Annotated in this window: 26 protein-coding genes; 18 read left to right on the top strand and 8 right to left on the bottom strand. The window is 74.6% G+C overall.

Going from position 1 to position 22,274, the window contains the following annotated elements:
• The first annotated feature begins 82 nt into the window (after positions 1 to 82).
• Together PHY01_RS15405 and PHY01_RS15400 are read left to right on the top strand one after the other, a co-directional pair.
• Positions 83 to 1,285 (top strand): sensor histidine kinase, encoded by a 1,203-nt coding sequence (locus tag PHY01_RS15405; protein ID WP_370467354.1) that lies wholly within the window; start codon positions 83 to 85, stop codon positions 1,283 to 1,285.
• Positions 1,282 to 1,986, top strand: a complete 705-nt coding sequence (locus PHY01_RS15400) for a response regulator (RefSeq protein WP_141279354.1) — start codon at positions 1,282 to 1,284, stop codon at positions 1,984 to 1,986. Before PHY01_RS15405 ends, PHY01_RS15400 begins: the two co-directional genes overlap by 4 nt.
• A 43-nt stretch (positions 1,987 to 2,029) precedes the next feature.
• Here the strand turns inward: PHY01_RS15400 and PHY01_RS15395 are convergent, their stop codons facing one another.
• The gene (locus PHY01_RS15395) at positions 2,030 to 3,184 is read right to left on the bottom strand and encodes a tyrosine-type recombinase/integrase (RefSeq protein ID WP_141279353.1); all 1,155 of its coding nucleotides are present in this window, start codon (positions 3,182 to 3,184) and stop codon (positions 2,030 to 2,032) included.
• Positions 3,185 to 3,186: 2 nt separating this feature from the next.
• On the bottom strand, positions 3,187 to 3,681 hold the full coding sequence (locus PHY01_RS15390; protein WP_141279352.1) for a hypothetical protein: 495 nt from the start codon (positions 3,679 to 3,681) through the stop codon (positions 3,187 to 3,189).
• A gap of 122 nt (positions 3,682 to 3,803) precedes the next feature.
• On the opposite strand from PHY01_RS15390, the gene PHY01_RS15385 reads away from it, so the two are divergent.
• The 5 genes from PHY01_RS15385 to PHY01_RS15370 all read left to right on the top strand — a co-directional run bounded on the left by PHY01_RS15385 (position 3,804) and on the right by PHY01_RS15370 (position 6,227).
• Positions 3,804 to 4,013, top strand: a complete 210-nt coding sequence (locus PHY01_RS15385; protein WP_141279351.1) for a helix-turn-helix transcriptional regulator — start codon at positions 3,804 to 3,806, stop codon at positions 4,011 to 4,013.
• 6 nt (positions 4,014 to 4,019) lie between these two features.
• Positions 4,020 to 4,892 (top strand): hypothetical protein, encoded by an 873-nt coding sequence (locus tag PHY01_RS15380; protein WP_141279350.1) that lies wholly within the window; start codon positions 4,020 to 4,022, stop codon positions 4,890 to 4,892.
• Positions 4,893 to 5,102: 210 nt separating this feature from the next.
• Positions 5,103 to 5,510 carry a hypothetical protein gene (locus PHY01_RS15375; RefSeq protein WP_141279349.1) on the top strand — a complete coding sequence of 136 codons (408 nt, stop codon included), beginning with the start codon at positions 5,103 to 5,105 and terminating at the stop codon, positions 5,508 to 5,510.
• On the top strand, positions 5,507 to 5,662 hold the full coding sequence (locus tag PHY01_RS26515) for a hypothetical protein (RefSeq protein ID WP_170183828.1): 156 nt from the start codon (positions 5,507 to 5,509) through the stop codon (positions 5,660 to 5,662). Before PHY01_RS15375 ends, PHY01_RS26515 begins: the two co-directional genes overlap by 4 nt.
• Positions 5,663 to 6,038: 376 nt before the next feature.
• Positions 6,039 to 6,227, top strand: coding sequence for a hypothetical protein (locus PHY01_RS15370; RefSeq protein WP_141279348.1), 189 nt, complete (start codon positions 6,039 to 6,041; stop codon positions 6,225 to 6,227).
• 60 nt (positions 6,228 to 6,287) lie between these two features.
• On the opposite strand, the gene PHY01_RS15365 is transcribed toward PHY01_RS15370, so the two are convergent.
• The 3 genes from PHY01_RS15365 to PHY01_RS15360 form a co-directional block, all read right to left on the bottom strand.
• Positions 6,288 to 7,481 (bottom strand): phage major capsid family protein, encoded by a 1,194-nt coding sequence (locus PHY01_RS15365; RefSeq protein WP_141279347.1) that lies wholly within the window; start codon positions 7,479 to 7,481, stop codon positions 6,288 to 6,290.
• Between the two features lie 212 nt (positions 7,482 to 7,693).
• Positions 7,694 to 7,852 (bottom strand): hypothetical protein, encoded by a 159-nt coding sequence (locus PHY01_RS26510; RefSeq protein WP_170183827.1) that lies wholly within the window; start codon positions 7,850 to 7,852, stop codon positions 7,694 to 7,696.
• Positions 7,849 to 8,799, bottom strand: coding sequence for a tyrosine-type recombinase/integrase (locus tag PHY01_RS15360; RefSeq protein ID WP_141279346.1), 951 nt, complete (start codon positions 8,797 to 8,799; stop codon positions 7,849 to 7,851). Before PHY01_RS15360 ends, PHY01_RS26510 begins: the two co-directional genes overlap by 4 nt.
• 382 nt (positions 8,800 to 9,181) lie before the next feature.
• Between PHY01_RS15360 and PHY01_RS15355 the strand changes: the two genes are divergently transcribed.
• From PHY01_RS15355 to PHY01_RS15315, 9 genes are all read left to right on the top strand, one after another.
• Complete coding sequence (locus PHY01_RS15355) at positions 9,182 to 10,207, top strand: Ppx/GppA family phosphatase (protein ID WP_141279345.1); 1,026 nt, start codon at positions 9,182 to 9,184, stop codon at positions 10,205 to 10,207.
• Entirely contained in the window at positions 10,204 to 11,376 is a 1,173-nt protein-coding gene (locus tag PHY01_RS15350; protein WP_141279344.1) for an Rv0497 family membrane protein, read from the top strand. The genes PHY01_RS15355 and PHY01_RS15350 overlap by 4 nt, the downstream gene beginning before the upstream one ends.
• The gene (locus tag PHY01_RS15345; protein ID WP_141279343.1) at positions 11,373 to 12,194 is read left to right on the top strand and encodes a sugar phosphate isomerase/epimerase family protein; all 822 of its coding nucleotides are present in this window, start codon (positions 11,373 to 11,375) and stop codon (positions 12,192 to 12,194) included. The genes PHY01_RS15350 and PHY01_RS15345 overlap by 4 nt, the downstream gene beginning before the upstream one ends.
• Positions 12,195 to 12,235: 41 nt before the next feature.
• Positions 12,236 to 13,054, top strand: coding sequence for a thioesterase family protein (locus tag PHY01_RS15340; protein ID WP_141279342.1), 819 nt, complete (start codon positions 12,236 to 12,238; stop codon positions 13,052 to 13,054).
• A 19-nt stretch (positions 13,055 to 13,073) separates the two neighbouring features.
• Entirely contained in the window at positions 13,074 to 13,886 is an 813-nt protein-coding gene (gene proC, locus PHY01_RS15335; protein ID WP_141279341.1) for a pyrroline-5-carboxylate reductase, read from the top strand.
• A 149-nt stretch (positions 13,887 to 14,035) separates the two neighbouring features.
• On the top strand, positions 14,036 to 14,239 hold the full coding sequence (locus PHY01_RS15330) for a helix-turn-helix domain-containing protein (RefSeq protein ID WP_141279340.1): 204 nt from the start codon (positions 14,036 to 14,038) through the stop codon (positions 14,237 to 14,239).
• Positions 14,240 to 14,352: 113 nt separating this feature from the next.
• Positions 14,353 to 14,454 carry a 30S ribosomal protein bS22 gene (locus PHY01_RS15325; RefSeq protein ID WP_010241351.1) on the top strand — a complete coding sequence of 34 codons (102 nt, stop codon included), beginning with the start codon at positions 14,353 to 14,355 and terminating at the stop codon, positions 14,452 to 14,454.
• Between the two features lie 131 nt (positions 14,455 to 14,585).
• Entirely contained in the window at positions 14,586 to 15,623 is a 1,038-nt protein-coding gene (locus tag PHY01_RS15320; RefSeq protein ID WP_141279339.1) for an NAD-dependent epimerase/dehydratase family protein, read from the top strand.
• Positions 15,624 to 15,649: 26 nt separating this feature from the next.
• The gene (locus PHY01_RS15315; RefSeq protein WP_174824123.1) at positions 15,650 to 16,648 is read left to right on the top strand and encodes a lysophospholipid acyltransferase family protein; all 999 of its coding nucleotides are present in this window, start codon (positions 15,650 to 15,652) and stop codon (positions 16,646 to 16,648) included.
• Between the two features lie 7 nt (positions 16,649 to 16,655).
• On the opposite strand, the gene PHY01_RS15310 is transcribed toward PHY01_RS15315, so the two are convergent.
• The 3 genes from PHY01_RS15310 to PHY01_RS15300 form a co-directional block, all read right to left on the bottom strand.
• The gene (locus tag PHY01_RS15310; protein ID WP_141279338.1) at positions 16,656 to 17,546 is read right to left on the bottom strand and encodes an HAD family hydrolase; all 891 of its coding nucleotides are present in this window, start codon (positions 17,544 to 17,546) and stop codon (positions 16,656 to 16,658) included.
• A gap of 105 nt (positions 17,547 to 17,651) precedes the next feature.
• Entirely contained in the window at positions 17,652 to 19,055 is a 1,404-nt protein-coding gene (locus PHY01_RS15305; RefSeq protein ID WP_141279337.1) for a DUF5667 domain-containing protein, read from the bottom strand.
• Between the two features lie 187 nt (positions 19,056 to 19,242).
• On the bottom strand, positions 19,243 to 19,893 hold the full coding sequence (locus PHY01_RS15300; protein WP_141279476.1) for an RNA polymerase sigma factor: 651 nt from the start codon (positions 19,891 to 19,893) through the stop codon (positions 19,243 to 19,245).
• Between the two features lie 508 nt (positions 19,894 to 20,401).
• On the opposite strand from PHY01_RS15300, the gene PHY01_RS15295 reads away from it, so the two are divergent.
• Together PHY01_RS15295 and PHY01_RS15290 are read left to right on the top strand one after the other, a co-directional pair.
• Positions 20,402 to 21,964, top strand: coding sequence for an AMP-binding protein (locus PHY01_RS15295; protein ID WP_141279336.1), 1,563 nt, complete (start codon positions 20,402 to 20,404; stop codon positions 21,962 to 21,964).
• Positions 21,965 to 21,994: 30 nt separating this feature from the next.
• Entirely contained in the window at positions 21,995 to 22,231 is a 237-nt protein-coding gene (locus PHY01_RS15290) for a glutaredoxin family protein (protein WP_141279335.1), read from the top strand.
• Positions 22,232 to 22,274: the final 43 nt, after the last annotated feature.

The following is a 22,274-nucleotide window of genomic DNA, read 5'->3' as shown; positions in this document are numbered from 1 at the left end:
TGACGCTCCGGGACGTCACCGCGGTCACCTCCGCCCGTTCGGACTGGCCATCACGGCCGTCGGGCTGCCTACGATGCCGCCCGTGACCGCGCTGCTGTGCGTGCTGACCGCGGCCGCCGCCCTCGTGCTCGGCGTCGCCGTCGGGCTGCGGATCGGGCGTCGGCGGGCCGAGCCCGCTCCCGTCCCGGCCCCGCCGCCGCCCGGTCCACCGATGGCCGACCTGCTGCAGCGGGTGTTCCGGTCGTCGGAGACCGGGCTGGCCGTCCTCACGCGGGCCGGTGACGTCGTGCTGCACAACGACCGCGCCGTCGAGCTGGGGCTGGTGCGCGGCGACCTGCCCGACGCCCGCGCCTGGGCGGCGTGCCAGCGGGCGCAGAGCTCGGGGCAGCCCGGCACCGTCGACCTCTCGCCGCTCGACGGGCAGCGCGGCCGCCGGCCCGCGGCCGTCGTCGCCGAGGTGCGGCCGCTCGGCGGCGGCTACACCGTCGCCGAGGCCTCCGACACCTCCGACGCCGTGCGCCTGGAGGCCACGCGCCGCGACTTCGTCGCCAACGTCAGCCACGAGCTCAAGACCCCCGTCGGCGCGGTCGGGCTGCTCGCCGAGGCGGTGCTGGACGCGGCCGACGACGCCGTCGAGGTCCGGCGGTTCAGTACCAAGATCCTCAACGAGGCCAACCGGCTGGGCGCGCTGGTCACCGAACTGATCGCGCTGTCGCGGCTCACCGGGGCCGAACGACTGCCGGAGCTGGGCATCGTCGACGTCGACGACGTGGTGCGCGAGGCGATGGCCCGCAGCCGCCTCTCCGCCGAGGGGGCCCGCATCGACATCACCGTCGACCGGCCCACCGGTCTCGAGGTCGCGGGCGACCGCACGCTGCTGGTCACCGCGCTGTCCAACCTCGTCGAGAACGCCATCGCCTACTCGCCGTCGGAGGCGTCGGTGTCGGTGTCGCGGCGCCGCGTCGGCGACTGGGTGGAGATCTCGGTGACCGACCGCGGCATCGGCATCGCCCCCGAGCACCAGACGCGGGTCTTCGAGCGGTTCTTCCGCGTCGACCCGGCCCGCTCGCGGGCCACCGGCGGCACCGGGCTGGGGCTCGCGATCGTCAAGCACGTGCTGGCCAACCACGGCGGCGAGGTGCGGCTGTGGAGCAGCCCGGGCACCGGGTCGACGTTCACGATGCGGCTGCCCGCGCACGTCGCCGAGCTCGACGAGATCGACGACGACGACATCGACGGTGCCGAGGGCATCGCGCTCCAGGGCGAACCGAGGAGGACCGGATGACCAGGGTGCTGATCGTCGAGGACGAGGAGTCCTTCGCCGACCCGCTCGCGTTCCTGCTGCGCAAGGAGGGCTTCACGACGGCCGTGGCCGCCACCGGCCAGGACGCGCTGGAGGAGTTCGACCGCAACGGCGCCGACATCGTGCTGCTCGACCTCATGCTCCCCGGGATGAGCGGCACCGACGTCTGCAAGGCGCTGCGCACCCGCTCCGCCGTCCCGGTGATCATGGTGACGGCGCGGGACAGCGAGATCGACAAGGTCGTGGGCCTGGAGCTGGGGGCCGACGACTACGTCACCAAGCCCTACTCCGCCCGCGAGCTGATCGCGCGCGTGCGCGCCGTCCTGCGCCGCGGCGGGGAGGGCGGCCCCGAGCTCGACGGGGCGGGCGGCTGGGGCAGCGGCGCCGTGCTCGAGGCCGGGCCGGTGCGGATGGACGTGGAGCGGCACGTCGTCTCCGTCGGGGGCACCGACGTGGCGCTGCCGCTCAAGGAGTTCGACCTGCTGGAGTACCTGCTGCGCAACGTCGGCCGGGTGCTCACCCGCGGCCAGCTCATCGACCGCGTCTGGGGCGCCGACTACGTGGGCGACACCAAGACCCTCGACGTGCACGTCAAGCGCCTGCGCAGCAAGGTCGAGACCGACCCCGGCGCGCCGAAGCACCTGGTGACGGTGCGTGGCCTGGGATACAAGTTCGAGGCCTGATCGGGGCGGATCTGGCGGCATTCACGCAGGTCAGGGGTCTAGGTCATGGCCGCACCCCCGCGGGTGTCCCTGATCCGTCCCTGCCGCTGCCACCCGTGGACACACGAGCAGCGCCGTCGAGGGGTGCCCAGGCGGCGTCGATGACGCGGCGCGTGTGGTCCTCGGAGTCGGGCATCAGGTGCCCGTACACCCGCAGGACCATGCCCGCGTTGTCGTGGCCCAGGCGCTCGGCGACGGCGACGACGCTCTCACCGCCGGCGAGCAGCACGCTGGCGTAGTGGTGGCGGAGGTCGTGGGTCGTGACCTCCGGCGGGAACGTCGAGCCCTTCGCGCCGGCGAGACGTCGCGCGGCCGCGGTGAACACCTTGGTCCCGTAGTAGGCGTGGTCGTAGGGCCGCCCGCTGGCGCCGTAGAACAGCGTGCCGTCGTCGAGCGCCGGCCAGTTCCGCATGTGCTCCGACAGCGCCTCAGCGGCGACCTGGGGGAGCGGCACGGCTCGTCGCGATCGCGGTGTCTTCGGCGGCACCCGCCGCCGCGTGCCGCGCTCGAGCTGGTGCTCGATGCGGACGCTGCGACCGAGGAAGTTCACGTCCTGGTCGCGCAGGGCGAGCAGCTCCCCGACGCGCAGGCCTAGCGCGGCCTGCACGACGACCATCGCCGAGCACCGCTCCGGCACCTCCCTGGCCAACGCCTGCACCTGGTCGATCGTCAGGGGCACGACGCGGTCGCGCTCAGCGCGCGGCAGAGCGATCCGCACGACGGGCGAGGACGCGACGAGCCGATCGAGCACGGCGCTGGCGTAGACCGCCTTCAGCAGGTTCACCTGCAGCTGCACCGTCGCCGGCGCCATCGTCTGCGCGAGCTCGGCCGACCAGGCCTGCACATCCGAGGGCAGGACGGCCGCGAGCCGGCGCCCGCCCAGCGCCTTGCCCTCCAGGTGGCACCGGATCTGCGCCTCCACCCGCCGCGCCGTGGTGGCCCGGTACGGCCGCGCCGCCGCCCACCGGCGCGCGTACTCCGCGACGGTCGTCCGGTCGTCCGGGTCGATGTAGGCGCCCCGCAGCTTTGCCGTCTCGATCGTCGCGACGAACCGCTCCGCGTCGACCTTGCGCGTGAAGTGCTTCGCCCGCCACGCGCCGTCCGGTGCCCGGTACCGAGCGCGCCACCGGCCGTTCGGGCGCTTGGCTACGCTTCCCACCCTCAGCCTCCCGCTCGTCCGGGGCCCTCAGCCGGCCCTAGCAGACCAGCCTTGCGCGACCTCGCGATCCAGCGGCCCGCCGTCGCAGGCGACACCTGCAGTCCCTCCGCCACTGCCTGCTTGGGTGGGTCGCCCACCGCGTAGGCGAACCGGTAGACCTCCGCCACCCACTGGAGCTTGCGCAGGTCCTCGTCGACGTCCGTCGGCGCCTCGGGCGGCCTGACGAACCGGCGCACGTGCAGAACGCCCTCGCGGATCATGCGCGAGAGGGACAGGTTGCGGATCGCCTCGCCGGTGATCTCCTTGCCCGCCTCGCCCTCGCGCACGCGCAGCTCGTTGCACCGGTAGCGGCCGTTGACCAGTTCGACCGAGAGCTGGACGAAGTAGCCGTCCCAGTCGGTCAGCTCGATGGTGCCCGCGTCCGGCAGGTACCCGGTCGACGGCATCGCGGACGAGATGTGCTCGCCCTCCGGGGTAATCCAGGTCCTCTTCGGCACCCGCCTACCTAACCACGGGTGAGTCGGTGTTGCGAGGGTGACTCACGGCGGAGTACGTTCCGCGCCGTGAGTCGGTTCCGCTGAACTGGCTCACCGAGACCGCATCAGCACGAGGAGGACGCGTGGAGCGCAAGATCCTGGGATCCGCAGAGGTCGCCGAGTACCTCGGCGTCCCCGTCGAGACCTTGAAGCACTGGCGGTACCGCAGGCAGGGCCCTGCGTTCTTCAGGCTCGGCCGGAAGGTCGCATACGACCTGAGTGCCCTCGACGCCTGGCTCGATGAGCAGCGCCAGGCTGCGCAGCGCGCCGCCGGCGACGGCTCGGCGGCCTGATCTGCCATGTACGAGCTGCCCGCCGACCTGATGCGCCTCGGCCTGTTCGAGTGGCGTCGGGCGCTGCTGGGCCGACGCCTGGTGCCGGCCGGGACGTTCCTCTTCGGGTTCTTCGTGGCGGCCTACGGCGATCCAGACGGCTCGGCGATCTTCCCGGGCCAGAAGAAGATCAAGGAGCACGCCGGCTTCGGCAACGAGGAGGCCGTTCGGGGCCACCTGCGCAAGCTGGAGGACGCACGACTGTTCCTGCGGGTCGGAGAAGCCGTGTCGTATCGCGACCGAGCGCGGGAGTACGTCCTGACCGTGCCGGCCGACGTCGGCACAGCTGCAGGCTTCACCGGGATACCACCGGAAATCGGTAGGTACCGGATTCAGGGGGTACCACCGGAAACGGAGGAGGCGACCCACCGGTTTCCGGTGCCCGAGGCCACCGGAAACCGGGAGCCCACCTCCTCAGTACCTCCTCCTTCATCACCACCTCCAGCCGCGCGCGCCGGCGCGCGCGAGCCGTGGCGCGGCCGCGAGGCGATCGTGGACGACGTCGTCGAGCTGATCGACCTCCCGGACGTGTGGTCGGCCGATCGGGTGCGAGCGGCCCTGCTGAGCATCGAGACGGGCCCAAGGCCGCCGAACAGCGTCGAGGCGCTCATGGCGTCGCTCGTGCGCAAGGGCACGCGGAAGGACGTCATCGAGCGCCTGCTGAAGGCGGAGAAGATGGCGAGCCCGGCTCGCGCGCACCTGCCGCCTCCGTGCGGTCAGTGCAACGCGGGCCCGCTGGACGCACCGACCGCACGCGTCACCTACCCGCCCGGCGTCACGTCCGGCTCCGGAGACCCGTGCCCGCGCTGTCACCCAAGCGCGGTGGCCCGTGCGTCGTGACCGGACCGGCGAGCCGATCGAGGACGACGCCGGCGACGAGCACGGGCATACCTGCCGGCGGGGCTGGCTCGACCGCAACGCGTCGCAGCCGCGCCCGTGCCCACACTGCCGTCCCTGGCTGGCTGAACGGCCGCCCAGGCCGCCCACGAAGGACGAGCTAAAGGCGCTCGTAGCACGACCCACCGACGACCCACCCGGAAGGAACCTGTCATGACCGCACCAACGGCCGGCCGCACGCTGACCGAGCACATCGAGGACGCCCTGCTCGCCCAGACCCGGCGCATCCTCGCCGGCGTCGTCGACGACGAGCACGGCCGGGCGGTGCGCGAGCAGCTCGCCCAGTGGTACGAGACGATCGAGGAGCGCCTGAGCATCGAGCTGCGCGTCGAGCTGACCAGGAGCGGCCGCAAGGACACCCGGTCCACGTTCGCGATCGTGTGGCTGTCCACCAGCCTCGGCGTTGTCGAGCTGTGCCGGGTCCGCGTCCGGGACCTCGTGGATGCGCACGGGCGGCCCGTCGACCCGCGCGCCACCGCCCGTGACCTGCTGGCCCAGGCGCAGCCGGCGCCCGACCACGTGCCCACCGAGTGGCTGACCGAGGGCGGTACGGGCGCGTGACCGAGACCGAGACGGCGCAGCCGCTCGTCGAGGACCAGGCGCTCGTCGACGTCGACGAGCAGCCGCCGGCGGACTCACCGCTGAAGTACCGGCCCGCGGCCGAGCTGCTCGCCGAGCAGCAGCGCCGCCGGCTCGGCGGTCACGATGCGTGACCGACCCCGGTTTTTGCTGGGGCCCGGCAGGGCCGGACAGCTAGGCCCGTATGGATCTCTCCCTCCGAGCCCCCGGCCCAGCCGGGGACGGCGACCCGGCCGGCGTCCGGCGGCCGCGCTGCTGGCGTTCAGCGCGCCGCTGAGCGGCCCCGGGCGCTCTCCGGAGCACCGGGGACGGCCGTCCTGCGGCCGCTGAGCGCGGCCAGCACCGGGCCGGCCCTGCTGGCCGCTGGCGGCCCGCCGCGATCGCCGAGGGTGTCGGCGACCCCCGGCGTCGGGGACTCGGAGTACTCCGAGCGTTCAACTACCCGCCGTGACCATCGCTCTGGGTGACAACGGCGCTCAGAGTAAGATCAACAACCGATCGGAGCCGACCGTGCCCACGTGCCCCACCTGCTCGACGACCAAGCCGCGCGAGGCGTTCGCCGTCGACCGGTCGAAGGCCTCGGGCCACAAGAGCGCCTGCAAGCTCTGCGACGCCGCGAGCAGCCGCGCCTACGACGCCGCGCACCTCGATGCCCGCCGGGCCCGTCAGCGCGCCGCTGGCCGCCGCCGGCGTGCCTAGCTGGCCAGGACGCAGCGCGGCCCCCTGCCGGACGACAGGGGGCCGCGTGAGGGGCCGGGGCTACGCCGGGACGAAGTCCACGCTGACGAACCCCTCGGGCTCGGTCACGCCCAGCGTGACGGCCTCCTCCAGCAGGACCGTGATCTTGTTCGTCTTCAGCCCGGACACGGCGTCGACGAACACGGTGGGCGGCAGGCCGACGATCAGCTCCGCGGCCGCCGGCCACGCCCCGACGATCGCCGTGCCGGCCGTGACCGCGGTGGACGGGTAGACCGTCATGCCGTGCAGGTCTAGGCGCAGCTCGCTCTGCGGGGTCTCCCCGGCCGTCCCGGTGGCCGAGCCGCCGAAGATCGCCACGACGTCAGTGGGGTGCACGACGGCCAGGTTCGGCGCGGCCGCGACGTCGGAGGCCAGCACCAGCGCTGCGGCCTGGAGCAGCGAGTCCGCGAACGGCTGGTCCGCGCCGGCGGCGTAGGTCTGGATCCCGGTGGTGGCCAGCACCCGGGCGACCATCAGGACGTCCTCACGGCGGGCCACGCGGGCGCTGAGCTTGGCCTGCAGCCGGCGCTCGAAGTTCGGCAGGGTCATCCCGACCTGCCGGGTGAAGTCGGTCCACATCGCGATCATCTGCGGCGTCGCGGTGGCGCTGGTGATGTTGTCGTACTCGGGCTTCGTCGCGCCCTCGGCGACGATGTCCGCGGCGTCGGCCGACCCGAACACCGGCCACGTCACGCCCTCGACGCCGCTGACCCGCTGCACCGGCAGGCCGGCCGCGGTCGCGATCCGGCGCGGCTCGCGCAGCGGCGTGCCGCCGCCGGCCGCGACCGGCGCACCGGTCGTCGAGGTCGTCACCAGCGCCCGGTGCTCGGCGTCGCCGCCGGCCAGGCTGACGCCCCTGCGCTCGGGCTGGACGGACCACCGGTGCGTGCGCTGCTCGTCGATCGAGCGCAGCATCTCGCTGAGCTGGGTGCGGCCCGGGACCAGCGCGGGCACCAGCTCGTCGACGAGCTCGCCGCGGTTGCCGGCGTCGATCGCCGCGGCCGCGTCGGCGACGGCGCGCGTCCGCTTCTCCTCGTGGGCGAACTGCTCGATCAGCGGGCCCATCTGGTTCATCGCGGCGACGTGCCCCTCGATCGTCGCGACCTCCTCCTTGGTGAGGTCGCGCTCCTCGGTCTTGGCGCGGTTCTGGATCTCGGTCGTGTCGTCGCGCGCGGAGTTGTAGCGCGTCAGAGCGGCGTGCAGGAACGGGTTCATCGGGAAGGGGTCCTCACGGTGTGTCAGGGGCCGCCCGGCTGGCTCCGAGCCAGGGAGGACCAGCCGGGCGGCATGAAGGGGATGATCAACCCCCGGCGTGATCACACGAGCGCGGGGCCCTGCGCACCCGGCGAGATCACTCGAACCGCTGCGCTACCAGCCGGATCATGCCAGAACGCGGCCCGGCGCACCGCTGAATCCTCGACGGCTACTCAGCGCGCGCCTCGTCGCCGGCGCCGCCGGGGCGGACGCAGCTGCAGCCCGCCACGGTGCCGGGCTCGCCCGGCCCACCGCCACCGGCCCGCGAGCAGCCCGAGCACCACGCCGGCGCTGCCCGCCGCCATGCACCACCACGCCACGGCCGCGCTCACCGCAGCTCGTCCGTGGGCCGGCCCAGCGCGGCCACCGCGCCGGCAAGCGTCCCCGGCCGCACCCGGGTGTAGACGTGCAGCGTCCCCAGGTTCGAGTGCCCTAGCAGGTCCTGCACCGCGCGCAGGTCGCCACCGGTGGCGTGCAGGGTCTCCGTCGCCGCGCGGTGGCGCAGCGCGTGGAAGGTGTCCGACATCCCCTGCGAGCGCAGGTAGTCGTTGCACAGCTGGCTCACGTGCTGCGCCGTCACCGGGCCGGTGCCCTTCTCGCGCGCCCAGCACGGCCCCGACGCGGGCAGGGCCGGCTCGATCAGCTCCCAGCACCACGCGGGCACCGGGACCTCGCGCTCCTTCGAGCCCTTGCCCATCACTCGGGCCCACACCTGGCCAGTGCCGTCCGCCGCGAACGACTCGACGGTCAGGCCGGCGATCTCGGCCGCCCGCAGACCCGACCAGCCAGCGAGCAGCAGCCACCGCAGCACCCGCGGCCGCGCCGCGGCGACCGCGGCCATCAGCCGCTCCTCCGAGATCGGCCGAGGGAGCCGGCGCGGCGCAGGCGGGAGCGGCAGCAGCGCGGCCGGGTTGTCGAGGCGGTAGCCGCGGTCCTGCACGAAGCGGTAGTAGGGCCGGATCAGCGAGGTCTGATGGCGCATCTTGATCAACGGCTTCAGCGTCGACTGCCACGCGTCGAGCTGCTGGCTCGTCGCGTCGAACGGGTCACCGTGCAGCCACAGCGCGAGGAAGTGCAGCGCCATCGTGCGCGCCTTGATCGTCGAGTCCGCGCGCCCGGCCCGGCGCATCCAGTCCAGGTGCTCGATGAGGTAGCGCGTGGGCTGCGTGCGGTACACCGCGCCCGGCAGGTTGTCGACGATCGCCGGCAGCCGGTGCACCTTGGCTCTGCGGTGCACCGGCACGCGGTGCTGCGGCGGCACGCGGTCCGCCGCGGTCACGAAGTGCTCCCCGACGCGGGCGTCGCGTCGAAGTCGAGGTGCGGCCGCCCGGCCGCGTGGCTGGTGAGATCCTCGTTCATGGGTCGCCTCCTGGTGGCGATCAAGGCCCGGGCCACCGGTGTTCGAGCACCGGTCCGGGCCGTTCTGATGGGCGCGAGCAGTCCCACGTGAGTCCCGCCGGTCCCGCAGAAGTCCCCAACCGGGGGACCCCTCGTCACACCTCGCCACCCGTGCTCACCGCTCGTTCTCCCAGGTCACCGCCGTTCGTACGGCGTTCTGGCTGGTCAGGGCGGGGGAGGCGTGGCTACAAGTTCGAGGGGTGAGACGGGTTCGATCACGGCCGCGTCACGGCCGCATCACGACCGGGCAGTAGCCTGGGCCGGTGCGCCTGGGTGTGCTCGACGTCGGCTCCAACACCGTCCATCTGCTCGTGGTGGACGCCCATCGGGGTGGGCACCCCACGCCGATGACGTCGGAGAAGGACGAGCTGCGCCTCGCCGAGAACCTCGACGCCGCCGGCGCGCTGACCCCGGCCGGGGCCGACGCGCTGGTCCGCGCCGTCGCCAAGGCCGGGGCCGCGGCGCAGAAGGCGGGCTGTTCCGACCTGCTCGCCTTCGCCACCTCCGCCCTGCGCGACGCCACCAACTCCGCGGCCGTCCTCGCCCGCGTCCGCGACGAGACCGGCGTGGGCCTGCACGTCCTGCCCGGCGACGACGAGGCGCGCTACACCTTCCTCGCCGTCCGCCGCTGGTACGGATGGTCGGCGGGCCGGTTGCTGGTGCTCGACATCGGGGGCGGTTCGCTGGAGCTCGCGGCCGGGCGCGACGAGCACCCGGCCGTCGCCGCGTCGCTGCCGCTGGGGGCCGGTCGGCTCACCCGCGAGTGGTTCCGGTCCGACCCGCCCTCGCGCCGCGAGATCGACGCCCTGCGCGCCCACCTCGACACCGAGCTGGCCCCCGTCGCGCGGCGGATGAAGCGGGCCGGCGCGCCCGACCTCGCCGTCGGCACGTCGAAGACGTTCCGCTCGCTGGCCCGGCTCACCGGGGCGGCGCCGTCGAGCGCGGGGCCGCGGGCGCGGCGCCTGCTCACCGACGTCGGGCTGCGCCAGCTCGCCGCGTTCATCACCCGGATGTCGGCGGGCGACCTCGCCGAGCTGGAGGGCGTCAGCCCGAGCCGCGCGCACCAGCTCGTCGCCGGTGCGCTGGTCGCGGAGGCGGCGATGCGGGCGATGCACATCACGCAGCTGGAGATCTGTCCGTGGGCGCTGCGGGAGGGCGTCATCCTCCGCAGGCTCGACACGTTGGAGGCCTCGACCCGCCCGCCCTCGGCACAGACCGACCGCTCGGCGCAGGACGCGCCGGACGGACTTGGACGCTTGACGTCGTACGAGGCACGGTGTACTGGATGAGTTCCGAGACCGACCACCCCCGTCAGCGCACCGTCGCCGAGCTGCTCGCCGAGCACGGCAACGGCGGTGCCAGCGGACGGCGTCGCCGCCGCCGGGAGAGCGACGACCCGGACGAGGGTGCCCCGCCCGGTCGGCCACCGCTCGCCACGCGGGAGCCGGGGCCGCCGGTCACCGACCGCGCGGAGCCCCGCGACCCGGTCGCGCCCGGGGTCGTCCCCCGGCAGGGGCCCGCACCCGCCGCCGTCCCGCCGACCGGCCGTCCCGCCGACGGCCCGGGCCCCGCCGCGCCCGAACCCGACCTGTTCACCGCCCCGGCCGGCGACGGCCAGGTCCCGAACGGCCGTCCGGCGAACGGCCGGAGCGCGCCCCCGCAGCCGGTCTTCGGCCCGGCCCCGGCCGCCCCCGCCCCGGCCCGGCCCCCCGCGGTCAGGGCCCTGCCGCCCGTCCGCCCTGCCGAGCCGCCGGCCGGCCGCGCCGCGGCGCCCCGACCCCCCGCTGCGCGGCCCGACCGCGTGCAGCCCGACCGCGCGCAGCCCGACGCCGGGCCCGAGCGCGACCGCCCCACCGACGTCATGCCGCGCTACCGCGACGACGCGCCGGTGGAGGAGGACCTCTTCACGCGGCCGATCCCGCAGCAGCAGTCCGCACCGGCCGACGACCCCGACGCCGGCCCGTCGACGATGGTCGGCGCCGCCCCCGTCGGCGCGGAGGCCTGGCACCGGGCCCGCACCCAGGACGCCGTGCGCGACGGCGCCGAGGTCGACGACGCCCCGCCGCTGCCCGCGGGGCCCGTCGGCGCGGGCGAGGAGCCCGCCGGGCTCGGCGCACCGGTCGACCTGCGCAAGCACCCCGACGGCCCGCCCCCGCGCGAGCGCCGCCTCGGGCGCGGTGCCGCGGCGAAGGGGGCCGCCGCCCCGACCTGGGCGGCGGTGGTGGTCCAGTGGGTCGCCGGGGCGCTCGGCGGGGCCGTGCTGTGGGTGCTGTTCCGTTTCCTGTGGCGCAACCTGCCGGTCGTCGCGCTCGCCTCCGCGGTGCTGGTCACGGTGGGGCTCGTCGTCATCGTGCGGGCGCTGCTGCACAACGACGACCGCCGCACCACGATCTTCGCGGTCCTCGTCGGGCTCCTGCTCACCGTGTCGCCGGCGATCCTGGTACTCATGGGCAGATGAGCCCCTCGCCCCCCGTCGCCCTGTCGACGGCGTCGGTCTACCCCGAGCCGGTCGCCGCGGGCTTCGAGGTGGCCGCCGAGCTGGGCTACGACGGCGTCGAGCTGATGGTGTGGTCGGACCCGGTGAGCCAGGACGTCGCCGCCGTCGACCGCCTCGCCCGGCGGTACGGGGTGCCGGTACTGGCCGTGCATGCTCCCTGTCTCGCGGTCACCCAACGGGTGTGGGGGGCCGACCCGATCGTCCGCATCCGACGTTCCGTCGATGCGGCCAGGAAGCTCGGTGCCGGGACTGTGGTGCTGCACCCGCCGTTCCGCTGGCAGCGCCGCTACGCCGCGGCCTTCGCCGACGAGGTGGCCAGGGCGGGCGAGGCCGGTACGTCGGGAGAGGGGGCCGTCGCGCTGGCCGTCGAGAACATGTTCCCGGTGCAGCGCGGCCCCGTGCGCGCGGTGCCCTACAGCCCCGGCTACGACCCCACCGAGGTCGGCCACGCGCACTACACGCTCGACCTCTCCCACACCGCCGCCGCCGGTTCCGACGCCCTCGCCATGCTCGACCGCATGGGCGAGGGCCTGCGGCACCTGCACCTCGCCGACGGCAGCGGCTCCCCCCGCGACGAGCACCTGGTGCCCGGGCGCGGCGCCCAGCCGTGCGCGGAGGTCTGCGAGCGGCTGGCGGCGTCCGGCTTCAGCGGTGTCGTGGTGCTGGAGATCAGCACCCGGCGCTGCCGCACCCGCTACGAGCGCACGTCGCTGCTCGCCGAGTCGCTGCTGTTCGCCCGGCTGCACCTGCAGGCCGCTCCGGACCCCGCGTTGCCCTGATCACACCGGGTCGGGCGCGGGCGCGTGATAGAGCTTCTCCCATGACGACCGGGACGGAGACGGCGCCCTTCCGCCGCGCCATCGCCATCGACGACCTCGGCGGCGGCCGCTTCGCCGCCGAGCTGGGCCCGCACTGGACGGTGGGGCCCAAGGCGCACGGCGGGCTGCTGCTGGTGCTGCTCACCCGCGCCGGGCTGGCCCGCCTCGACGCCGACGCCCCCGGCGCGGCCCCCGACCCGCTGGCCGTCGCCGCCGACTTCCTGCGCGCGCCCGACCCCGGCCCCGTCGAGATGACGACGGAGGTGCTCAAGCTCGGCCGCACGGTGTCGGTGGTGGCCGTGCGGATGAGCCAGGGCGGGAAGGCGATGCTCGCGGCCACCGTCACCGCGGGGGTCCTGCCCGACGACGAGCCGCAGCACGCCGACCTGCCGGACCTGGCCCCGGAGCCGCCCGCCGACGCGTTCGACCCCGGCGCCGGGCAGAGCGTCTTCGGCCTGTCGACGTCGTGCGACCTGCGCTTCGACGAGTCGTCGATGACGTTCATGCGCCGCGAGCAGGGCCCGCCGGTGGTCCGCGGCTGGACCCGCCCGCGCGACGAGCCCACCGACGTCCTGTTCGCCCTGCTGGCCGGCGACATCCTGCCGCCCACCGTGTTCAACGTCGGCGGCCGCTTCGGCTGGGCCCCCACCGTCCAGCTGACGGCCCTGCTCCGCGCGAAGCCGGCCCCGGGGTGGCTGCGGGTGGAGTCGCGCTCGCGCGTCGTCGCCGGCACCTGGTTCGACGAGGACGCCACCGTCGTCGACGCCGCGGGCCGGCTGGTCTGCCAGGCCCGCCAGCTGGCCCTGGCCCCGCTGGGGTAGCGGGCTACCGTCTGGACCCATGACACGGATCGCGGTGCTCGGGGCGGGGAAGATCGGTGAGGCGCTGCTGGCGGGGCTGCTGGCCGCCGGGCGGGCGCCGGGCGAGCTGGTGTTCACCGAGCGGCACCCCGAGCGGGCCGCGGAGCTGACCGCACGCCTGGGCGTGGCCGCGGTCGACGTCGCCGGGGCCGCCGCGCACGCCGAGATCGTCGTCGTCGCCGTCAAGCCGCAGGACATCGTGCCCGTGCTGGCCGACCTGCGCGCGGTGATCCGGCCGGGCACGCTGGTGGTGTCGCTGTGCGCGGGCATCCCGCTGGCCGTCATCGAGGGCGCGCTGCCCGACGGCACGGCGGCCGTCCGGGTCATGCCGAACACCCCGATGCTGGTCGGTGAGGCGATGAGCGCGGTCTCCGGCGGCGCCCACAGCAGCGACGACCAGGTCGCCGCCGTCGAGAAGATCCTCGGGTCGGTGGGGCGGGTCGTGCGGGTCCCGGAGTCGCAGCAGGACGCGGTGACTGCCCTGTCCGGCTCCGGCCCGGCGTACTTCTTCTACTTGGTCGAGGCCATGATCGACGCCGGGATCCTGCTCGGCCTGCCCCGCGCGACGGCCGCCGAGCTGATCGTCCAGTCGGCGTTCGGGGCGGCCCGGATGCTGCGCGAGTCCGACGACCACCCGGTGATCCTGCGCGAGGCCGTCACCTCCCCGGCGGGCACCACGATCGCCGCGATCCGGGAGCTGGAGAAGCACGGCGTGCGGGCCGCGTTGATCGACGCGATCGAGGCGGCGCGCGACCGATCGGTCGAGCTGGGTCGCTCGGCGGCAGGACGGTGACCCGATCGGACGACCCCTTATCACCCTGACGCGAGGCTGAAGGACACGCTCGTGTGGCGATGCGTGTCGAAGTCGTCACAGCGGCACCGCTAAGCTCTCCGGGAACACCAGTGCCGTGGACTGGTGACCAGTCGAAAGCGGTGAGCGCGATGGCGTCCGAGCAGCACGGGTTCGCCCAGGTGCAGTTCCTGACCGTGGCCGAGGTCGCGGCGACCATGCGGGTCTCCAAGATGACGGTGTACCGCCTCGTGCACTCCGGCGAGCTGCCGGCGGCCCGGGTCGGCCGCTCCTTCCGCGTGCCCCGGCCCGCGGTCGAGGACTACCTCCGCAACGCCTACTTCGACGCGGGCTGAGTGCCGGCCGGGGTGCCCCGGTAAGGTGGACCACCGGTCGTCCTCCCGCGCTGCCCAGATCCACCCGCCGCCGGGCCCGTCCGCTCCACCCGTAGACCAGGAAGGCACCCAGCATGGGTTCAGTCATCAAGAAGCGCCGCAAGCGGATGTCGAAGAAGAAGCACCGCAAGCTTCTCCGCAAGACCCGCGTGCAGCGTCGCAAGCTCGGCAAGTGAGGCACGCCGGCGGGTGACCGCCGGCGGCCCCCGCGGTGCAGGGTGTCGGTGACCACGACCCGGCCCGGGGTGGGTGCGCAGGGTCTAGCATCGGCCACTCACCGCATCGCTCGTTCTCCGGAGGAGATTCCGTGGCTCCTTCCGTCGTGCTCGTCACGGGGGTCAGCCGGTTCCTGGGCGGGCACCTCGCCGCCCGGCTCGCGGCCAACCCCGACATCGACCGGGTGCTCGGCGTCGACACCGTGCCGCCGCCGCGCGACCTGCTGCGCCGGATGGGCCGCGCCGAGTTCGTGCGCGCCGACATCCGCAACCCGCTCATCTCCAAGGTCATCGAGCACGCCTCGGTCGACACCGTCGTGCACGCGTCGCTCTCGGCCAACCCGGGATCCTCCGGGGGGCGCGCCACGATGAAGGAGATGAATGTCATCGGCACGATGCAGCTGCTCGCGGCGTGCCAGAAGGCGCCGACGGTGCGGCGCATGGTGCTCAAGTCGACGACGTCGGTGTACGGGTCGAGCCCGCGCGACCCGGCGCTGTTCGACGAGACCACCACCCCCAAGGACCTCCCGTCGGGCGGCTACGCCAAGGACGCCGTCGAGATCGAGGGGTACCTGCGCGGGTTCGGCCGCCGCCGCCCCGACGTCTCGGTCACCGTGCTGCGGTTCTCGAACTTCATCGGCCCGCGCATCGACACCGTGCTCACGCGCTACTTCGCGCTGCCCGTGATCCCCACCGTCCTGGGCTACGACGCCCGCGTGCAGCTGCTGCACGAGGAGGACGCGCTGGCGGTGCTGGAGCGCGCCACGAGCCACGACATCCCGGGCGTCTACAACGTGGCCGCCGACGGCGTGCTGCTGCTGTCCCAGGCCATCCGCCGGGCCGGGCGCGTCCCGCTGCCGGTGCCCAGCGGCGCCGTCGGGCCGGTGAGCCGGCTGTTCCGCAGCGCGCGGCTCGTCGACTTCTCCCCGGAACAGATGCGCTTCCTCAACTTCGGCCGGGTCGTCGACACCGGGCGGCTGCGCCGCCAGTTCGGCTTCACCCCGCGCTGGACCACCACCCAGGCCTTCGACGACTACGTGCGCGGCCGCGCCCTGCGGCCGGTGATCTCCGCCGAGCAGATCGAGTCGGTGGAGCGTGGCGTGCTGGCCGCCGCCCGGAGCCTGCGGTGACGCACGCCGACGCGAGGGGAGCCTCCGTGTCCGACGCCCACGTCATCCCGCTGCACGCCGACCGGACGGGGGCGCGCACCCGCTGGCGGCTCGGCGGCGCGGCGGCCGGACCGGAGCCGGTGGCTCCCGAGCCCGTCGCCCCCGCCCCCGCCCCCGCCCCCGCCCCCGAGGCGGAGGCCGTCGCCGACTGGGAGGAGCCCCTCGCCGAGGCGCTGGCGTTCCTGCGCAGGCGCCTGACGGGCGACTACACCGTCGACGACTTCGGTTTCGACGCCGAGCTCACCGACAACGTGCTGCTGCCCGCGCTGCGCCCGCTCTACGAGCGCTGGTTCCGCGTCGAGACCATCGGCATGCACCACGTGCCCGACACCGGCGGCGCGCTCATCGTCGCCAACCACTCGGGCACCTTCCCGCTCGACTCGCTGATGACGGCCGTCGCCCTGCACGACGACCACCCCGCGCAGCGGCACCTGCGGATGCTGGGCGCCGACCTGATGTTCAAGCTGCCCGTCCTGGGCTCGCTGGCCCGCAAGCAGGGCTCCACGCTGGCCTGCTCGCCCGACGCCGAGCGCCTGATGTCGGCGGGCGAGCTGGTCGGGGTGTGGCCGGAGGGCTTCAAGGGCATCGGCAAGCCCTTCCGCGACCGCTACAAGCTGCAGCGCTTCGGCCGCGGCGGCTTCGTCTCGGCCGCGCTGCGCACCGGCGTGCCGATCATCCCGTGCTCCATCGTCGGGGCCGAGGAGATCTACCCCAAGATCGGCGACATCGCACCGCTCGCCCGCCTGTTCGGCGCGCCGTACTTCCCGGTCACGCCGACGTTCCCGCACCTCGGGCCGCTCGGGCTCGTCCCGCTCCCGTCGAAGTGGTACATCGAGTTCGGCGAGCCGATCTGCACCGAGGGGCTGGGCGTCACCGAGGCCGACGACCCGATGCTGGTCTTCAACCTCACCGACCAGGTCCGCGAGACCATCCAGCACACGCTCTACCGGCTGCTGTCCCAGCGCCGCAACGCCTTCCTGGGCTGACCGGCGCTCAGCGCCTGCGCACGGCCATCCCGGCCGCGGCGACGGCGGCCGCCCCCAGCATCGACGGCACGCCGATGCGGGCGGCCTTGCGGCCGGTGCGGAAGTCGCGGATCTGCCAGCCGCGGGCCCGCGCGATGTCGCGCAGCGCGGAGTCGGGGTTCACCGCCACCGCGGTGCCGACGGCCGAGAGCATCGGCACGTCGTTGACCGAGTCGGAGTAGGCCGTGCAGCGGCGCAGGTCCAGACCCTCGCCGGCGGCCAGTGCGCGCACGGCGTGCCCCTTGGCGGGCCCGTGCAGGATCTCCCCGACCAGCCGGCCGGTGTAGACCCCGTCGACGCTCTCCGCGACCGTGCCGAGCGCCCCGGTGAGCCCGAGCCGCCGCGCGATGATCAGCGCCAGCTCCACCGGGGTGGCGGTGACCAGCCAGACGCGCTGGCCGGCGTCGAGATGCATCTGCGCCAGCGCCCGGGTGCCGGCCCAGATCCGGTCGGCCATCAGCTCGTCGTAGATCTCCTCGCCGAGCTCGGTGATCTCCTCGACCCCCCGCCCGGCGACGAACGACAGCGCCGTGTCGCGCCCGGTGGTCGTCGAGTAGGTGCTCTCCCGGCCGCCGACCCGGAACTTCACCTGCTGCCAGGCGAACCCGGCCAGGTCGGAGCTGGTGAAGAACTTGCGCGCGGCCAGGCCGCGGGCGAAGTGGAAGATCGAGGCGCCGACCATCATCGTGTTGTCGACGTCGAAGAACGCCGCCGCCGTGAGGTCGGTCAGCGGGACGTCGGCGGGGCCGCCGTCGCCCGCGGCGACCGCGGCGGCGGCCGAGGCCTCCCCGGCCCGGACGGCCGGATCGAGCGCCGTGGATGCGTCGATCCCGATCGGGGCGTCTGCTGCGCCGGTCACCTGCGCTCCTCCGGTTTCGACGACGGTCGGGAGCACCACCCTAACGAGCAGGGCCGCCGCGAAGGATCCTTCGCGGCGGCCCGGGCCCGAGCAGGAGCGGCGACATCAGCCGATCGACACGCCCGGCATGCCCGGGAGCAACGGCGGCAGCAGGATCGGCGGCACCAGCGGCAGCGGGATCGAGACGTCCCCCTCGCCCTCCCCGCCGCTGGTGGACAGACCCTCCTGGCCGGGCAGCGGGAGGCCGTCGGGGCCCAGCTCGGGCAGCAGGCCGCCGTCGGGGGTCGGGGTCTGGGGGGTGGTCGTGCCCGGGGTGGTGCTCGACGAGGACCCGCCCGGGCTCGTCGTCGGGGTCACGCTCTCGTCGACGGCGGTCGACGGGTCGTCGGCGACCTGCGCCCGCGGGGAGCACGTGCCGTCGGCCGGGAGCCGGCCCAGGTCGTCGGAGGACGCGGAGGCGACCTCGGAGCAGGAGCTGCGCGCCTCCAGCGCCTCGGTGCGCCCGACCAGGCGGTCGAGCAGGGCGAGGGAGCTGTCGGCCTCGGCCACGGCAGGCTCCGGCAGCGAGGAGCGCAGCACCGACAGGCGTGCGGCCTGCTCGGCGGCCCAGGTGCGCAGGTCGCCCAGCGCGGGTGCCGCGGCGGCCTCGTCGGCGCCCAGCAGCATCCGCGAGCCCTCACCGGTGGAGGTGTCGAAGTCGCGCATCGTGCTCTCCACCAGCGTGGGGTCGACGCTCGTGGCGCCGGCGCCCAGCTGGACGAGCTGCTCGACCTCGTCGAGGCGCGTGGTGGCGATCGCGAGGTGGCGCTGGGCGCGCTCGGTGTCGTCGAAGGTGAAGGCGAGGCCGGTGTTCTCGGCCACGCGCTTGACGCCGTACAGCGCGTCGCCGGGCAGCGCGTTGCGGCTGGCGAAGTCCCCCACCGTCGCGATCGCGACCATGGCGACCATCGCGGCCGCCCCGACGACGGCGAACCGGCGCCGCAGGCCACGGGACGGCGGGCGCGCGGCGGCCCGGGAGCGGGCGCGCGAACCGGGGCGCGTCGGCAGGCTGTGCCGGCCGGGCCGGGCGGACCGGACCACCGGCGCCTCGACGGCGGGGGACTCCGCGGCGGGGGACTCGGCGGCGGGGGACTCGACCGCGGGGCCGGCCTCCCCGTCGAGGACCTCGTCGGTGACCCGGCCGATGACGGCGGTCTCGTCGGCGGCGCCGACCGGTACGGGGGGTCCGGCGAGGGACGGCAGGGGCGCGGTGAGCTCGGCGGGGTGCGGCGCGCGGGGCGCCGCGGCGGCGCGGTCCTCGGCCTGTGCCGCCAGCAGCGCGGCCATCAGCCGCTGCTTGGCGTCGGAGCGGGCCGCGGGGTGCGGATCGAACTCCGCACGGCGCGTCCGCAGCATCGCCACGATCTCCAGATCACGCGCGAGCTCGGGATCGGCGACGGAGCCGGGGGGTGTCCCCTGCTCGATCGCCGCGTCCAGCTGCTCTGCGTCCTTGCCCTGTCCGGCGGGCATGTTGGCCGTCCTCACTGCATCCCTGCGCTCTGTGTCGCGGCGCCCGGGCCTGCTGCGCTTTCTCGACTGTCGCCGGTACAACGAGGCTCCGGGCGAGGGGTTACGGCTGTGAGACCGTTCACCGCATCGAGTTGTTCGTTCGCCGCACCCGTAACGCCTACGGCTGGTGGGACGATAAGGCGCCGAGTCATCGCAGGCCCTCCGGCAGCAGCTGGGCGAGCCGGCGGACCGCGCGGTGCTGCAGGGCCTTGACGGCGCCCTCGTTGCGATCCATGATGCGCGCCGTCTCGGCGACCGAGAGCCCCTGCAGGAACCGCAGGGTGATGCATTCCTGCTGGTCGGGGTTCAGTTTGCGCACGCAGCGGATGAGCTCGTCGTTGGTGGCGCCGTCGAGCACCTGCTGCTCGGGACCGTGCGTGCTCGGCGAGAGGTCGATGATGTCGGCCGTCGTGGACTCCAGCCGGTACCGGCTCGACTTCACGTGGTCGAAGATCAGGTTGCGCGCGATGGTGACGAACCACGCGGCGATGTCGCGGCCCTGATAGGTGACCGAGCCGATGCGCCGCAGCGCCCGGACGAAGGCCTCCTGCGTGATGTCCTCGGCCAGCGTCCGGTCGTTCATGCGGAACAGGACGTAGCGGAACACGACGTCGTAGTAGCGGTCGTAGAGCTGACTGAACGCGTCCATGTCGCCCTCCTGGGCGGCACGGACCAGCGACCAGGCGCCTGCGGTGTCCGGTTCGTCGACCGGATCGGGCCCGTCGACGGCCGCGGCCGGCCCGGGGGCGGGCGGCTCGGGCGGTGCGGTCTCGCGGGGGCGCTGCCGGGGCAGCGGCATGGCGGCCTCGGGGGCGGCCGGTGGTGCAATCGGTGACATGTCGACCTCTCCACCCGCGGGTCCGCGGGCGGTGTCGGTACGGAGCAGCCGGGACGGTCGCATCGGGCGGGTCATGCCTCCCGACCGGGAGGTCGGGTACGTCGGTCGGCACGCCAGGGGTCGGCTCGCGGTGCGCTGGCTACAGGCTGCATGCCACTCCCTTGGGTGAGTCGCCGCGTCTATGGGGGAGCTGACGCGTTGAGACGTCTGAAGGTGGGCCGAAGCATACGGGCGAACCGATGTGGTGAAGCACGCAGCATCCACTTGCCGTGGTCCTGTTCCGGTGAGCGGACGGTTACGCGCGGTCAACGTCACGATCGCGGGGTGTGTCGGCCGCCCGTCGCGCGCCTCCGGCGTCGCGCGGCACACATCCGACCGACAGGCCCCCCGTGCCAGACTCGGGGGGCGGGCCCGGCACCCCTCCGGCACGCGCGCCCGCGTCGTCCCACCGACCGCACCCAGGAGCACCGTGGACAGCCCGACCAGCCCGCACGGGACCGGCGCCCCCCGGCACCTCGCCGAGCTCGTGACGCGCGCCGCCGCCCGCACTCCCGATCACCCCGCGATCGTCGACGTCACCGGTGGCACCACGCTGACCTGGGCCGATATCGACGCGGCGAGTGCTGCGGAGGCCGCGCGGCTGCGCGCGGCCGGGGTGCGGCCCGGCGACCGCGTCGTGGTGCGCCTGGCCAACGGCGCCCCGTTCTGCGTGGCCGTGCTAGGCGCGGTGCGCGCCGACGCCGTGGCCGTCCCGATCGGGCCGGTGGCGGTGCCGCGCGAGCTGGGGATCGTGTTCGCCGACTGCACGCCGTCGATCGTGGTCGCACCCCCCGACGACCTCGACGCGGCGGGCTGCGCGGCCGCCGTGGGGGCCGCCCTGATCGGGCCGCCGGAGCTCTCCGGCCGGGTCTCCGACGGGGAGACGGTCACGCACGGTGTCGGCGGCGAGGACATCGCCCTGCTCGTCTACACCTCGGGCACGACGGGCACGCCGCGCGGTGTCCGGCTGTCCCACCGGGCGCTGCTGGCCAACCGCGCCCAGGCCGCGGAGCTGCGTCCGGCGCCGGTCACCCCGGTCGACCGCGTGCTGCTGTCGCTGCCGATGTTCCACGTGTTCGGGCTGGCCGCGGGCTTCCTGCAGGTGTGCTGGGCCGGGGCCACCGCCGTGCTGACCGGGCGGTTCGACCCGGAGCACACCGCCGAGGTGCTGGTGGCGCACCGGGTCAGCGGGGTGGCCGGGGTGCCGTCGATGTTCCGGTCGCTGCTCGACCTCCCGCCGGCCGACCTGCGCGCGGCCACCGCCAACGTCCGCATGTGCACCTCCGGCGGCGCGCCGCTGCCGGCGCGCTGGTTGGCCGACTTCCGGGACGCCACCGGACTGTGGATCTTCGAGGGCTACGGCCTCACGGAGGGCGGACCGGTGCTGACGACCAACGGCGTCGGCGGCGTCGCGAAGCCGGGGTCGGTCGGGCGAGCACTGCCCGGGATCGAGCTGCGCCTCGTCGACGCCGAGGGGCGCCCGATCGACACCGAGGACCCCGACGACGACGAGGAGCTCGACGCGGTCTCCGAGCCCAGCCACGACACCGGGCTGGTGGCCGTGCGCGGGCCCAACCTGTTCTCCGGCTACTGGCCCGACGGCGCGGGCGGCCCCGACGCGGACGGCTGGTTCCGCACCGCCGACGTCGGGTTCCTCGACGCCGACGGCGACCTGCACCTGGTCGACCGCTCGTCGGACCTGGTCATCGTCAACGGCTTCAACGTCTACCCGCGCGAGGTCGAGCGGGTGCTCGCCGAGATCGACGGCGTGGCCGAGGCGGCCGTCGTCGGGGTCGCCGACGACCGCACCGGGGAGGCCGTGAAGGCGGTGCTGGTGCGCGCCGCGGGATCCACGCTCACCGAGGAGGAGGTGCGGGCGCACTGCACGCTGCGCCTGGCCCGGTTCAAGGCGCCGTCGGTGATCGCGTTCGTCGACGAGCTGCCGCGCACGCCGACCGGCAAGGTCGCGCGGCGGCAGCTGGCCGCCTCGTGAGCGGGGTGTCGTCGTGAGTGGGGCGTCGTCGTGGGCCGGGTGACGGTCTACACGCGCGCCGGGTGCCCGTCGTGCGTCGCGGCCGAGGCCGACGTCGAGCGCATCTGCGGTGAGCTGGGCGTCGGCTGGGGCGCGGTCGACGTCGACTCCGACCCGGAGCTGCGGGCCGAGTACGGCGACCGGGTGCCGGTGATCGTCGTCGACGACCGGGAGCACGGGTTCTGGCGCGTCGACGAACCGCGGCTGCGGCGCGACCTCGCCCCCTGACCGGTGACGGCGCGCGCCCGCGGTGAACCGCCGGGCGTCAGGG

The organism is Pseudonocardia hydrocarbonoxydans (assembly GCF_006539565.1).
Classification (GTDB): domain Bacteria; phylum Actinomycetota; class Actinomycetes; order Mycobacteriales; family Pseudonocardiaceae; genus Pseudonocardia; species Pseudonocardia hydrocarbonoxydans.
Note: the sequence above shows the minus strand (reverse complement) of the source record. Positions and strands in the feature narration are given on the sequence as shown.